The sequence below is a fragment of the Malacoplasma muris genome (assembly GCF_046774425.1).
GTDB lineage: Bacteria > Bacillota_I > Bacilli_A > Mycoplasmatales > Mycoplasmoidaceae > Malacoplasma > Malacoplasma muris.
Window position 1 is genome coordinate 1 of the sequence record NZ_CP177248.1, and the last position, 15,309, is coordinate 15,309.

A 15,309-nucleotide genomic window follows, 5' to 3' on the forward strand; every position below is an offset into this window, starting at 1 on the left:
TTCACTTAATGTGAATATTTTTTTATTGTAATAAATATAGAATATATAATTATTTACATGAATAATATTACTTTAAAGAATTCTTGAGAAAAATTAAAAATAGATATAAAAAGCGAATTTAATAATGCTTTTTTTTATAATAGTTTTTTGAATACAAAATTTCATAAAATTATAAATGATAAATTTTATGTAATTACTGATAGTGTTTTTTCAAAGGAAGTATTAACTAAAGATTATTTAAAAATAATTAATCATAAATTATCATTATTAACTTCTAAAACGTATAATGTTATTTTTATTTTAGATGAAGAAAAAAACTTATTAGATAAAAATATAGAAATAAAAAATAATATAAAAAACACACTAGATGATTTAGATGAAAAATTAATCTTTGAAAACTACATTGTTGGTAAATTTAACAAAAATCTATATGAAGCTGCAAATGCAATAATAGATAATAATAGTTTAAATATTAATCCTTTATTTATTTATGGATCTACAGGATTAGGAAAAACACATATTTTAAATGCTATAGCTTTTAAATATCATAATTTGTATCCAAATAAAAAAATAAAATACATATCAACTGAAGATTTTTTAAGACAGGCTTACTCTTCTATATCTCAAGGTGGTCTTGAAATAGAAGAATATAAGAACAGTTATAATGATATTGATTTATTTCTTGTTGATGATATACAATTTTTAACTAATAAAGACAAGTTAAATGAAATATTTTTTAGTATTTTTAATTATTTAAAAAAGCATAATAAAACAATAATTATGACTTCAGACAAAAGTCCTGAAACACTTAAAATTGATCAAAGAATGATATCTAGATTTAACTCTGGATTAACAATAAAAATACCATCTCCTGACATTGATACTATAAAAGAAATTATTATTGATAAAATAAATAAATCACTAAGAAAAAATCAATTTACTAGTACATCTATAAATTTTCTTGCAAATAGATTTAATACAGATATTAGAATTTTAGAAGGAATACTAAATAAAATATTATTTTATTCAATAAATAATATGGAATCAGATCAAATAATTAATGAGGAAATAATTAAAAATATATTAAATTTAGAAATTGAAAATGGATTATTAAACAATAATTATAAAATAAATCCAAATGTAATAATTGATAATATTTCACTAGCTTATGGTATAAATCCATCATTAGTTACATCAAAACAAAGAAAAAAAGAAATTGTATTTCCAAGAAAAGTCTGTATGTACGTATTAAGAGAAAAATTAAATATGTCTTATAGTGAAATTGGAAAGTATTTTTCTAATAGAGATCATTCAACTGTCATTGATTCGGTAAATACAATTTCAGAAAAAATTAAAACTGATACACAATTAAAAATTTTTATAGAAAATATAATAAAAAGAATATAGTTTTCCACATATCCACATTATTAACATACATAATAATAAATAAAATAATTTAAATAATAAAAATAATTAACATAAGGAAATAAAATGAAATTTATACTTAATAAAAAAAATATAATTGAATCTATTAAAACATGTAATTCATTAATTGATAGTAATATTATTTCACCTTTTATTCAAGGAATGTTACTTCAAGCAAAAAATAATAAAATTACTATTATAACAAGTAATGGATTTGTTTCATGTAAATCAGAAATAAAAGAAAATGTAAAAATAATAGAAGAAGGATCTGTTTTAATAAAATCAAAATTATTCGCTACAATAATAACAAAATTAAAAAACGAAGATATATTATTTGAAAAAGTTGATAATTCAGTTTTAAAAATCAAAACAGAGTCTTTTGATTCAAATATTAATATTATGGATGATGAACAATATCCAAATATAAACTTTGATTATTCTTCATGAGAAAAAATAGAATTAGAACCTATAATTTTTAAATCTATATTAACAAAAATTGTTCATTCTGTTTCTCAAAATAAAGAAAAAATAAGTATATTAAATGGGGTATTTATAGAATCTAAAGATGGTAAACTTCATATAGTAGGAACAGATTCATATAAACTTTCTTATATAACATATGATTTTGATGGTCCATCATTTAAAATTACAATTGATTCAAGCGTTTTTTATTTGCTATCTGACATAGTTGACTTCAAAGAAAATGTTCATCTATATTTATCAGATAATAATTTGATGATTAAATTAGGTAATTTTGTTTTTTCAACAAAAATTATGGATGGTGATTATCCTAATATTTATGACATTATTAAATCTCCAAGAGATAGTTGATTAGTAGTTGATAAAAAAGAAATGATGGATGCTTTAGAAAGAGGAATAGTAATTGCTATGGTTGAAAAGAAACCTATAGTAAAACTTAATATGAAAGAAGATTCTATTATTGTTAGCTTCAAAAGTATAGAACTAGGAAATTCTGATGAAATAATTAAAGTAAAAGAATTTAGTGGTTCAAATCTTTCATTAATGTTGAATGCATCATTTTTGATTTCACTACTTAAAGTGGTAGATAGTAACGAAATTAAATTAAGTATGTCAAAGGAAAATAGGCCAATGATTTTAACTGACAAAAAGGAAGAAAATTTTTTACAGTTAATTTTGCCATTGAGAAATTCATATTAAATTTTTTATTCTAGTGCTGTATATCAATAGTTTTTTAAAAAAATGAGAAAAATCATTAATTTTATTTTGTTTTTAAATGTATAATTTTAATAGTTTGTTTTTCTTATTATTGGAGTTAATTTTGAAAGAAATTTTTATAAAAACTGAATATATTAAATTAGGGCAATTTGTTAAATTTATTAATTTGATATCTAATGGCAGTGATATAAAAAGTTTTTTGCATCAAAATACTATCCAAGTTAATGGTGAAATTGAGAACAGACGCGGAAGAAAGTTATTTAACGGTGACCAAGTTAAAATACTTGGTTTAACTTATTTAATAAAGAATAATTAATAGATGGGGGTTAATATGCCAAGAGTAGCAAAAAAAGTAGAAGAAAATAAAGAAAATAATATAGCTACTACTTCTACTGTTGAAACAATTAAAAAAGAAAGAAAAACAACATCTAGAACAAAATCTTATACTTCAGATAGTATTAAAATCCTTGAAGGATTAGAGGCTGTTAGAAAAAGACCGGGTATGTATATTGGATCAACAGATTCAAAAGGTTTACATCATATGATTTGAGAAATTGTTGATAATTCAATTGATGAAGCCATGGGCGGTTTTGCTACTAAAATTGATGTTATTGTTACCAAAGAAAATTCAATTAAAGTTGCAGATGATGGTAGAGGTATTCCTGTTGAAAAACATCCTAAAACTAAAAAGTCTACTGTTGAAACAGTTTTAACAGTGTTACATGCTGGTGGAAAATTTGATAATGAATCATATAAGGTTTCTGGTGGTTTACATGGTGTTGGTGCATCTGTTGTAAATGCATTATCATCTTGCATGAAAGTTTGAGTTTATAGGGATAATAAAGAACATTTTATAGAGTTTAGAGATGGTGGTAAACCAGTTCATGAACTTAAAATAATTAATGAAAAAGCTTCAATAAAGCATGGTACTATTGTTGAATTTTTTCCTGATTATTCTATTATGGAGAAAGTTGATTTTGATCAAACAACAATAATTGACAGACTAAAGCAATTGGCATATTTAAATAAAGGAATTGTAATTAATTTCATTGATGAAAGAGATGATTATAAAGAAAAATTTCATTTTGAAGGTGGAATTAAACAATGAGTTGAAGAACTTAATAGTGAAAAAGAACCTCTAGTTCAATCTATTATTTATGACGAGAAAGAAGAAACAGTAAAAGCTGCAAACACAAATGATAAATATAGTATTAGAGTTGAAGTTGCTTTTCAATATAATAAAACTTATAACAATTCTACATTCACTTTTTGTAATAACATTAACACAACAGAAGGTGGATCACATGAAGAGGGTTTTAAATTTGCATTAGCAAAAGTTATTAATAAATTTGCTATTGAAAAGAAATTGTTAAAAGACACTGATGAAAAAATAACAAAGGAAGATGCTATTGAAGGCTTAACTGCTATTGTGTCTATTAAGCATCCTAATCCACAATATGAAGGTCAGACAAAAAGAAAACTTGGAAATAGCGAAGTAAGACCATTAGTAAATAATATAACAACTGATATATTTGAAAAATATTTACTTGAAAATCCTGATGATGCAACAATTATTATTAAAAAATGTTTGCTTGCAATGGAGGCAAGAAAGAAATCATTTGATGCAAGAGAAGCAACAAGAAGAAAATCACCATTTGAATCTAATTCATTACCTGGTAAACTTGCTGATTGTTCTACAAGAGATAGAGAGATATCTGAATTGTATATTGTCGAAGGTGATTCAGCAGGTGGTTCAGCAAAATTAGGTAGAGATAGAGTATATCAAGCTATTCTTCCTTTAAAAGGAAAAATTTTAAATGTTGAAAAAGCAAAATCAGACCGTATTTTTGGTAATGATGAAATAATAAATTTAATAACTGCAATTGGCGCAGGTGTTGGTCCTGAATTTAAATTGGATAAATTAAGATATAACAAAATTATTATTATGACTGATGCTGATGTTGATGGGGCGCATATTAGAATATTGTTATTAACATTTTTATATAGATATATGCTTCCTTTAGTTGAAAATGGTAATGTATATATTGCTCAACCTCCATTGTATAAATTTAGTGTTGGTAAGTCTGCAAAATATGCTTATGATGAAAAAACTTTAGATGATTTTAAAAAAGAAGCATCTAAAGCAAAATATACTGTTCAAAGATATAAAGGATTAGGTGAAATGAATCCAGATCAACTTTGAGAAACAACAATGGATCCTACAAATAGAGTATTGTTAAAAGTTACTATTGATGATGCATTAAAAGCTGATAAAAATTTTTCATTATTAATGGGTGATGATGTTGCACCAAGAAAAGAATTTATTGAAAAAAATGCTAAATATGTAAAGAATTTGGATATTTAATTTGTTATTGATTGAAAGAGGAGTTAATGTATGTCTACAAATAATTTTGAAAAAATAAAAGAAGTTTTATCAAAGAGTAAAATTTATGATAAATCAATAACAAAAGAAGTTGAAAATTCTTTTATGGAATATGCAATGTCAGTTATTGTTTCTCGTGCATTACCTGATGTTCGTGACGGTTTTAAACCTGTTCATAGAAGAGTTCTTTATGCTGCATATAATTTGGGGATGACACATGATAAGCCACATAAAAAATCAGCTAGACTTGTGGGTGAAGTTATTGGTAAGTTCCATCCACATGGTGATACTGCAGCTTATGAAACAATGGTGAGAATGGCACAAGATTTTTCAATGAGATATATGTTAATTGATGGGCATGGTAATTTCGGTTCTATTGATGGTGATGGTGCTGCTGCTATGAGATATACAGAAGCAAGATTATCTAAAATATCTGGAGAAATGTTAAAGTACATAGATAAAGACACAATTGATTTTGCAGATAATTATGATGGTAGTGAAAAAGAACCTGTTGTTTTGCCTGCGTTATTTCCTAATTTATTAGCTAATGGTTCTTCAGGAATTGCAGTTGGTATGGCAACAAATATACCACCTCACAATTTAGGAGAAATTATTGATGCTGTATTACATTTAGCAAAAAATAAAGATGCTACTGTATCTGAATTAAAACAATATATAAAGGGTCCAGATTTTCCAACAAATGCTGAAATTGTTGGTGAGCAAGGAATTATAAATTATTTTGAAACAGGTAGAGGGTCTGTAACAATTAGATCTAAAGCTGAAATAATAAAAAAAGATACTGGAAAGAATATTATTATAATTAAAGAAATTCCATATCTTGTTAATAAATCTTCTCTTATTGAAAAAATAGTTGAATTAGTAAGAACTGATGCAATTGAAGGAATATCTGATTTAAGAGATGAATCATCAAGAGAGGGAATAAGAATTGTAATTGAAGTTAAAAAAGAAGTTGTTCCAGAAGTCTTACTTAATAAATTGTTTAAAATGACTCCATTACAAACAAATTTTAGTGTTAATATGCTAGCTTTAGTTGATGGAGAACCAAAATTATTAAACATTAAAGAAGTACTTCAACAATATTTAAAACACCAAATAAATGTTTTGGTTAGAAAAACAAAATATGAATTAAAAAAAGCTGAAGAAAGAGAACACATTCTTGAAGGGCTTTTTATAGCAGTGAAAAATATTGATGCTGTTATTAAGATCATTAGAGAATCAAAAGATAATGATGATGCTGAAAAACAATTAATAACTAAATTTAAGTTGTCAAAAATACAATCTAGAGCAATTTTAGATATGAGATTAAGAAATTTATCTGGACTTGAAAGACAAAAAATTGAAGATGAATTAAAAGAAATAAAAAAATTAATTATTGAACTTAATAGCATTCTAAAATCAAATGATAAACAAATTACAATAATTTCAAATGAATTGTTAAACTTAAAAAAATTATATGGTGATGAAAGAAAAACAGAAATTTTATATGGTGTAAATGCATCAATCGATGAAGAAGATTTAATTCCTGTTGAAGATGTAGTTATTAGCATGTCAGCTAATAATTATTTAAAGAGAATTCCTATTGATACTTATAAATTGCAAAAAAGAGGTGGTGTTGGAGTAAAGGGAGTTAACACATATAATGATGATGCTGTTGATGATATTATTACAACAACAACTCATACTGATTTGCTATTTTTTACAGATGCAGGAAAAGTATATAGAATTAGAGCACATGAAGTTCCACTTGGTAGTAGACAAGCTAAAGGTGTGCCTGCAATTAATTTAATTAATATAGAAAAAAATGAAAAAATACTAGTTATGCTTCCAGTTGATGATTATTCAAAAGGATTTTTATTTTTAGCAACTGTTAAAGGTATTGTTAAACGTACAAGTCTTTCTGAATATAATTCTATTAGAACCAATGGTAAAATTGCTATTACATTAAGAGAAGATGATAAATTATTGTCAGCTTTTGTTACACGTGGTAAAGATGAAATTTATCTTGGAGCATCTAATGGATTACTTGCTAGATTTAATGAACAAGATGTAAGAATCATGGGAAGAACTGCAAGTGGTGTTAAAGGAATTAATATAAAGGTTGAAGCAGCTGGAAGAAATAAGAAAAAAATTGATACTCAAATAATTGTTGTTGGAGCATCATGTTCTCAAAAAGGAGACTTAATTCTTTCAATTGGTGAAAAAGGTTTAGGAAAGATTTCAGAGGCTGAAAATTATAGATTAACACGTCGTGGATCTAAAGGTGTAGTTACCCTAAGACAGAATGATAAAACTGGTAAGATGGTATTTTCATCAGCTGTTAAGGGTGATGAAGATATATTAATTGTTACAAGTTCTGGTAAAATTATTAGAACTTCATTAACAAAATTAAGAATTATTGGTAGAAGTACATCAGGTGTTACTTTAGTAAAATTACAACCAAAAGAAAAAATTGTTTCTGCTGCTTTATTTAGCCCTGATAATAATGATGAAGAAAATGATGAATAAAAGAGTTTTTATTAAACTAAACCAATAATAAAAAATAGCCATTATATGATATTATTATTTAGTATTAGTTTAGTGGTTTTGTACATATTTATAATAATAATATTGAGGAATTAATATGAAAAGAACATATCAACCAAATAAAAGAAGAAGAGCAAAAAAACATGGTTTTTTGTCTAGAAGTAAAACTTCAGATGGAAAAAATGTAATTAGAAGAAGAAGACAAAAAGGAAGACATAAATTAACTGTTTCTGATAAGTAATAGTTTCTTATGAAGAATAAATATATGCTTAAATCAAGAAAGGATTTTGATAATCTTTTTTTGAAAAAAACATCATATTATTCTTCTTTTTACATTATATATTATGCAAAAAACAATATTGGAAAACCTCGTTTTGCAATTTCTGTGAGTAAAAAACTACAAAAAAAAGCAGTTATTAGAAATATTGCTAAAAGACAAATTAAATTTATATTAACTCGATTTTGTAACTTAAATTTTGGGATTGATATAATTGTAATTGTGAAGCCAAAATTTTTTGATGTCGATTTTAAAACTAAAAAATGTGATCTTGAATCAATATTATCAAAAGTATTTAATTAGAATTTAATTCATTTTTAGAAAGGAGTAAAACTATATGTCAACTGAATCAAATATTCAAAGCTTTGTAGCTACTCCTTTTTGACAATCACAAAATGACCCTAAAGCACATAGAAAAAATGAAACAAAAAAAATACTTAAAGTAATTTTAAAATGACTTAAAATTATTATTTATGCTTTTTTAACATTAATGGGATTATGAGGTTGTTTCCAAACAATGATAGAACCTGAGACAAAAACTAATGTTCTACTTGGTCAAGGTATGGAGTTTGGTTATTTATGAGGAACAACAGGTGATTTTAGATATGATTTGTTTGGTAATTTAACAGGAGAATATTACACCTTTAGTGAATGAGGTTTTCAATATGGTCCATTTTTTGCATTTTTTGTTTGACCTGGTGCTAGATTAGTTTTGGAAATAATGTATGCTACTAGAAATTGATGAGGTGGATTAAATGCATTATTAGCGATTTTTATATTGCTATTTATTATTAGAGGAATTACTTTATTAATTTCCATTAGATCAACAGTTCAATCTGAAAGAATGTCTGAAATTCAGGGTAAAATAGCTGAAATAAATGCTAAATATAAAAATGTAAAAGACATGGCAGGCAAGCAAAAAAAGCAAATGGAAATTAATGAATTATATAAGAAATATAATATAAAACCTTTTGCAATGTTTGAACAAATATTTGTAACAATGCCAATTTTCTTAATTGTGTATCGTGTTGTCACAATTTTGAGACCAATAAAATCAGCTAGTTTATTTTCTATATGAGATCTTGGTAAGACACCATTAACTGAAATTTTGAATAATTTAGTGAATGGAGGTTGAGTATTTATATTTTTCTTATTGATAGTTGTTCCTGCACAGATAATATCTCAAAAACTACCACAATGACTTGCTAAAAAAAGAAATAATAATGCAATTGCATTAAGTGAAGAAGGTAAAAAGCAAGCAAAAAAAACACGAATGATTCAGACAGTTATGATGCTAGTTTTAGTATTTATCGTTATATCATCACCAACTGGTATTGGATTATATTGATTTTTATCTTCATTATTTTCTATTGCACAAGCTTTCATTATTCATAAGCTTATTTTGAAAAAGCGAAAAAAAGGAATTACTCTTGAAGAAAAATTAAAATATTTAGGAGTTTACTAATTTATTATGGAAAATAATCAAATTATAAAATTTTTGAAAGATAACAACTTTTTTCCATCTAAAAAATTAGGTCAAAATTTTTTGTTATCAAATGATTATAAAAATAAGATAGTTAATTTAGTTCCTATTGATAGCAATGACTTTGTTTTAGAAATTGGTCCTGGATTTGGAGCTTTAACAGATTTTATAATAAAGAAAACCCATAACCTTACTTTAATTGAATTTGATAAAAGATTATATGAATTTTTAAATAAAAAATATAATCAAATAAATATTATTAATCATGATATTTTAAAATTAAATCTGAATGAAATTTTAGATAAAAATAAATTTAATAAATCCATTGTAATTTCAAATTTACCTTATAGTATTTCTTCGCAAGTGTTAATTAATTTATTAAAAACTTCAAGAATAGATTGTATGGTATTAATGGTTCAAAAAGAGATGGCAGATAGAATAACATCTAAAGTTGGATCAACAAAATACAATGGATTTTCTATCCTAATATCTCTTTTAGCTGATGTTAAAAAAGAATTTGATGTTCCATCAACAGTTTTTTATCCAGAGCCACATGTAATATCTACAGTAATTAAGGTTATCCCAAAGAAGAAAATAGATTTTGATTTATATAAAATGGAAAAATTTCTAAAAATTTGTTTTTTAAATAAAAGAAAAAAATTAGTAAATAACTTAAAAACAAATTTTAGTAAAAAAACAATATATAATTGTTTTAATGCTCTTAATTTAGATGAAAATGTAAGGCCAGAGCAATTAGATAAAAATCAATATGTTTTATTAATGAAGGAGTTAAAATATGGAAATTAAATCTTATGCTAAGGTTAATTTATATTTGTTAGTTCATAAATATAATAAAAAAATTGGATTACATAAATTAGATAGTGTTTTGACAAAAGCAGGAAATTTATACGATACTATAAATATCTATAAAAACGAAAAAGATGACACTAGTAAAATTAGATATTTTACAGGTAGTGGTCAGTTAATAAAATTTGAGGATTGTGTTGTTAAAAGAATTTTAAATTTGTTAAATGATTTTGGAATCAAAACAAATTATAAAATTGATATATATAAAAAGATTCCTATTCAAGCAGGCTTAGGTGGAGGGTCTTCAAATGCTGCTGCTGTTGCTAAATATATATTAGATGAAAATAAAATTAAACCCACACCAAAATTATTAAGAGAAATAGTAAAAATTGGAAGTGACATTCCATTTTTCTTATCAAAATTTACTGTAGCAAGAATCACTTCTTATGGTGAAAAAGTAAAACAAATAAAATTACCTTTTAATATTGAAATTGAAATTGCTAATAATGGAATTGCTTGTAATACTAAAACAGTTTTTGATAAATATAGATCTTTAGAAAAAAAAGAAAAAATTAAAGGAGATAAACAATTGAAATTACTTAAAGAAAAAAATTTTAATGCTTTAAGAAATCAATTGCAACAAGCTTGTTTTATTGCTTATCCTGAGGTAAAGGAATTTACTGCAAGATTAAATGAAAATATTAATGGAAATAGATTTAAACTATCAGGAAGTGGAAGTACTTTGTTTAGAGTAATAGAATAAAGGAATATATTTATGTCTAATTTAATAAAAAATAAAATTATAAGAACAAGATATGCTCCAAGTCCTACAGGATTGTTCCATATTGGTGGTGCTAGAACTGCATTATTTAATTATTTATTTGCTAAAAAAAATAATGGTGATTTTGTTGTAAGAATTGAAGATACAGATATTGAAAGAAATGTTGAAGGCGGGGCTGAATCACAATTAAATAATCTTAAGTGACTTAAAATTTTTCCTGATGAGTCATTGTTAAATCCTGGAAATTATGGTCCATACAAGCAAACTGAAAAGCTCTCTAGATATAAAGATTTAGCTATTAGATTATTGGAAGAAAAAAAAGCTTATAGATGTTTTTGTTCCACTGAAAAATTAGAAATAGATAGAAAAGAAGCATTACAAAAAGGTATTACTCCTAAATATAATAGAACATGTTTGAAATTAACTGAAGAACAAATCAAAGAAAATTTAAAAAATAATTTGCCCTATTCTATTCGATTAAAGATAAATGATAAAGATGAATTTAAATGAGATGATATTGTTAGAGGACAGATTGTTGTTCCAGCTTATGCTTTAACTGATCCTGTTATATTAAAGTCTAATGGTTATCCTATGTATAATTTTGCTGTTGTGATTGACGATTATGATATGAAAATAACACATATTATAAGAGGAGAAGAACACATTTCAAATACTCCTTATCAAATTGCAATTAAAAATAGTTTAGGTTTTAAAAATGAAATTAGTTTTGGTCATTTATCATTAATAATTGATGAAACAGGTAAAAAATTATCAAAGAGAAATATTGAACTAAAACAATTCATTGAAGACTATAAAAATATGGGATTTACTCCAGAAGCAATTTGTAATTTTATGTATTTACTTGGAATGAGTGCTAATGAAAATCAAGAAATATTTGATATGGTGACTGCAATCAAAAATTTTGATATTAATAAAGTTAGTAAATCATCAACAACATTTGATTTTAAAAAAATGGAATGGATTTCTTCAGAACATTTTAAATTAATGAATGATACAATGTTTTTAGCTTTTGTTACTCCATTTATTGAAATCAATTTAAATCATCTTGAAGATAGAAAAAAAGAATGTATTCTACTATTTAAGAATCAAATTTCATATGCAAAACAAATTAATCACTTGTTAAATGAAACATTTCTAGAAAAAGTTAATTTAAAAAAGTTAATTTCTGAAAATGAAATGTTAAATGTTAAAGATAAAGATTTATTAGAATTTATAAATTTATTTAATAACAAAATTTTAGAGTCTAATGAATTTAATGAGGAATGTATAAAAACAATAATTTCTATTTTGAAAGAAGAAACAGGCAGAAATGGTAAAAATTTATTTATGCCACTAAGATTATTTGCAACACATAGGTCACATGGACCTGAATTAGCAAAAACTATATCATTATTTGGTAAAAATATTGTATTAGAAAACATCAAATTATTATTGAAAGAACTGTCAAATAAAAGTACACCAACTAATGATGCAAAAAAGAAAACAGTTACAAAGAGAAAAAGTACAGTTAAAAAATCAAAAAATAAAATATAGTAAAATGGTGACAATATGTCAAATAATAGAAAATTTAATCTGTTATTGTATGTTGATAGAGACCTAACAATAAAAGATCCTATTCATAGAGAAATTAATTTTTATAATGAAAAATGGATTTTAGATTTTATTGCAACTCCTGAATTTAAAAGATTAAAATATGTGATGCAATTGGGAGTAAGTTATAAAGTTTTTCCATCTGCAACAAATAATAGATACATGCATTCGATTGGAGCTTTTCAAGTTGCTTCAAAATTTATGAATGAATTATTTCCAAAAGTTTCTACAGCTGAGAAAAAATTATTTTTAATAACAGCATTATTACATGATATTGGTCATGGACCCTTTTCGCATGTTTTTGAGAAAATATCAAACACATCTCATGAATGCATCACAAAACAAATTATTTTAGATAGTAATTCACAAATTAATAAATTACTTATTAAAAATAATATTAAGCCTAAAGAAGTTGTTGATGTTTTAGATGGTGTGTCAAAATATGATTGAATTAATAAATTAATTTCATCAAATTTAGACATTGATAGAATTGATTATATGCTTAGAGATTCATATTTTTTAGGTACACATTATTCAACAATTGACATTGACTTTTTAATAAAAAGAACACATTTTATTGATAATGACATATATTTTGCAAGCAGCACAATAAATGTTATTGAAAGCTTTTTATTAGGAAGATATTATATACATCAAGATATATATAATAATAAGCATTCTTATATATATGAATGAGCACTAGTTTCTATTTTTTCTAGATTAAAAGAGATTAAAAACCAATTCATAAAATATAAGGAAAAAATTTATTATTATCACTTATATTCTAAAATTGTTTTAGAAAATAAATTTGAATTTGATTTAAATACATTTTTACACTTTACTGATACAACTTTTATAAGTTTTATAGATTCATTAAGAATTATGAATGATAAAATAATAAATTCATTTCTTGATGCATTTTTTAAAGAAGATGGTGTTGTATCATTAGACTATTCTAAAAGAAATCATATTGATGAAATTATAAAAGATATTACACATAAAATTGATGAAAAATATTTAATAAATGAACTATGAAAAGGTGAAAAAATTGTTTATCTTGATGATGAAAAATATCATATTAACATTATTGACACTAAAACAAATAAATTATATAAGTTTGATCATAGTAAATTTGTTCATTTTAATAATGCACGCAAAGAAAATAAAGACAAAATTATTTTAGTTAATAAAAACCTAATTATTTAGTTTAAACTTATTATTGTTAAAAAAGGATTTATCATGGAAAGACACTTAATTGAAAAAGCATATCATTGTGCTAAAGTAAATTTTAAAAAATCATATTTTACTTTTAAAGATTTATACAATATTTTAGTAAAAGAAGAACCATCTATTAAGAATTGTTCAGCAGATTTATATATTGAAATCCTTCAAGATATTAGATTTATATCTTTAGGAAAACAAAAATGAGCCCTAAGAGAAAATTTTACAGTAAATGAGATAAATAAAATAACCTCTTCAATGTTTGGACTTGATGAATATCATGAAGAAGATGCAGATCAATACATGTCTGATGTTGAAAAATATGAATTAAAATCAAAGATTGAAAAAATTGATGATGATTTAATTATTGATGATACAGAAGATGATGACAATATTAAAAAACCAAATATGAGAAAAATTGGTTCTGATGATGAAGAAGATGAAATTGAAAAAACTAATTCAATAGATTCTATAAGATCAAATTCTGAAATAGATGATGATTCAGATGATATAGATAGTGATGAAGATGATGATTCACTTGTTGGTGTCGATGATGAAGAATCAGAAGAAAATGAAGATGATGATTCACTTGATGATAATGATGAATAATTCATTATAAGTGTATTTTGTAAGGGGTAATAAGTATGTCAGTTTCTCGTTTGGTTAATGTTAAACAAATGGTTGATAAAGCAAGAATGGGTAAATATGCAATTGCTCATATCAATACTAATAATTTAGAGTGAGTTAAATCAATTTTGGATGCAGCACAATCAACAAATTCACCAATAATAATTGGTGTATCAGAAGGTGCAGTTAAATATCAATGTGGATTTAAAAATGTAGTTGATATGGTTAACAATGTTATGGAATTTATGAATATTACTGTTCCAGTTGCATTGCATTTAGATCATGGGTCATATGATGGCGCTATTAAAGCGTTGGAAGCAGGATTCAGTTCAGTTATGTTTGATGGGTCACATTATCCATTTGATGAAAATGTTAAGAAGACAAAAGAAATTATTGAGCTTGCAAAAAAATATAATGCCTCTGTTGAAGCTGAAGTTGGATCAATTGGTGGTGAAGAGGATGGTGTTATTGGTGAAGGTGAGTTGGCTAATGTTGAAGAATGTAAAGTAATGTCAACTTTAGGTATTGAAATGTTAGCTGCTGGTATTGGTAATATACATGGAATATACCCACAAAATTGAAAAGGACTTAATTTTAAGGTTTTGGAAAATATAGCTTGTTCAACAAATTCGATTCCACTTGTTCTTCATGGTGGAACTGGAATTCCTGAAGATCAAATTAAAAAAGCAATTAGTTTAGGTATTTCTAAAATTAATGTTAATACTGAATGTCAACTTGCATTTGCTAGCGCAACAAGAAAATATATTGAAGATAAAGAAGATTTGAATACTGCTAAAAAAGGTTTTGATCCTAGAAAATTATTAAAACCAGGAGCAGAAGCAATTAAAAAAACAATAATTGAAAAAATGACTTTATTTGGTTCTTTAGGCAAAGCATAATAATTAAAATGTAGCTTTTATGTTACATTTTTTATATTTCCAATTTTTATTAAG

The 15,309-nt window shown here is 24.6% G+C and carries 13 protein-coding genes and 1 pseudogene; all 14 read left to right on the forward strand.

Going from position 1 to position 15,309, the window contains the following annotated elements:
* The first annotated feature begins 57 nt into the window (after positions 1-57).
* The 14 genes and pseudogenes from dnaA to fba all read left to right on the forward strand — a co-directional run bounded on the left by dnaA (position 58) and on the right by fba (position 15,255).
* Entirely contained in the window at positions 58-1,407 is a 1,350-nt protein-coding gene (gene dnaA, locus ACLFO7_RS00005) for a chromosomal replication initiator protein DnaA (protein ID WP_412032298.1), read from the forward strand.
* 84 nt (positions 1,408-1,491) lie between these two features.
* Entirely contained in the window at positions 1,492-2,604 is a 1,113-nt protein-coding gene (dnaN, locus tag ACLFO7_RS00010; protein WP_412032299.1) for a DNA polymerase III subunit beta, read from the forward strand.
* A gap of 121 nt (positions 2,605-2,725) precedes the next feature.
* Positions 2,726-2,938 (forward strand): RNA-binding S4 domain-containing protein, encoded by a 213-nt coding sequence (locus tag ACLFO7_RS00015; protein WP_412032300.1) that lies wholly within the window; start codon positions 2,726-2,728, stop codon positions 2,936-2,938.
* Between the two features lie 15 nt (positions 2,939-2,953).
* Positions 2,954-4,987, forward strand: coding sequence for a DNA topoisomerase (ATP-hydrolyzing) subunit B (gyrB, locus tag ACLFO7_RS00020; RefSeq protein ID WP_412032301.1), 2,034 nt, complete (start codon positions 2,954-2,956; stop codon positions 4,985-4,987).
* 30 nt (positions 4,988-5,017) lie between these two features.
* Complete coding sequence (gene gyrA, locus ACLFO7_RS00025) at positions 5,018-7,531, forward strand: DNA topoisomerase (ATP-hydrolyzing) subunit A (RefSeq protein ID WP_412032302.1); 2,514 nt, start codon at positions 5,018-5,020, stop codon at positions 7,529-7,531.
* Between the two features lie 115 nt (positions 7,532-7,646).
* On the forward strand, positions 7,647-7,790 hold the full coding sequence (rpmH, locus tag ACLFO7_RS00030) for a 50S ribosomal protein L34 (protein WP_412032303.1): 144 nt from the start codon (positions 7,647-7,649) through the stop codon (positions 7,788-7,790).
* Positions 7,791-7,799: 9 nt separating this feature from the next.
* Positions 7,800-8,129: a ribonuclease P protein component gene (gene rnpA / locus ACLFO7_RS00035; RefSeq protein ID WP_412032304.1), complete on the forward strand. Its 330-nt coding sequence runs from the start codon at positions 7,800-7,802 to the stop codon at positions 8,127-8,129.
* A gap of 34 nt (positions 8,130-8,163) precedes the next feature.
* Positions 8,164-9,291 carry a membrane protein insertase YidC gene (yidC, locus tag ACLFO7_RS00040; protein ID WP_412032305.1) on the forward strand — a complete coding sequence of 376 codons (1,128 nt, stop codon included), beginning with the start codon at positions 8,164-8,166 and terminating at the stop codon, positions 9,289-9,291.
* Between the two features lie 6 nt (positions 9,292-9,297).
* The gene (gene rsmA, locus ACLFO7_RS00045; RefSeq protein WP_412032306.1) at positions 9,298-10,116 is read left to right on the forward strand and encodes a 16S rRNA (adenine(1518)-N(6)/adenine(1519)-N(6))-dimethyltransferase RsmA; all 819 of its coding nucleotides are present in this window, start codon (positions 9,298-9,300) and stop codon (positions 10,114-10,116) included.
* Positions 10,106-10,879, forward strand: a complete 774-nt coding sequence (locus ACLFO7_RS00050) for a hypothetical protein (protein ID WP_412032307.1) — start codon at positions 10,106-10,108, stop codon at positions 10,877-10,879. The genes rsmA and ACLFO7_RS00050 overlap by 11 nt, the downstream gene beginning before the upstream one ends.
* Positions 10,880-10,891: 12 nt before the next feature.
* Positions 10,892-12,361, forward strand: a pseudogene (gltX, locus tag ACLFO7_RS00055) (glutamate--tRNA ligase); the annotation flags it as partial.
* A 105-nt stretch (positions 12,362-12,466) separates the two neighbouring features.
* Positions 12,467-13,714 (forward strand): HD domain-containing protein, encoded by a 1,248-nt coding sequence (locus ACLFO7_RS00060; protein ID WP_412032308.1) that lies wholly within the window; start codon positions 12,467-12,469, stop codon positions 13,712-13,714.
* A 33-nt stretch (positions 13,715-13,747) separates the two neighbouring features.
* Positions 13,748-14,338, forward strand: a complete 591-nt coding sequence (gene rpoE, locus ACLFO7_RS00065) for a DNA-directed RNA polymerase subunit delta (protein WP_412032309.1) — start codon at positions 13,748-13,750, stop codon at positions 14,336-14,338.
* Between the two features lie 35 nt (positions 14,339-14,373).
* Entirely contained in the window at positions 14,374-15,255 is an 882-nt protein-coding gene (gene fba, locus ACLFO7_RS00070) for a class II fructose-1,6-bisphosphate aldolase (protein WP_412032310.1), read from the forward strand.
* Positions 15,256-15,309 lie beyond the last annotated feature (54 nt).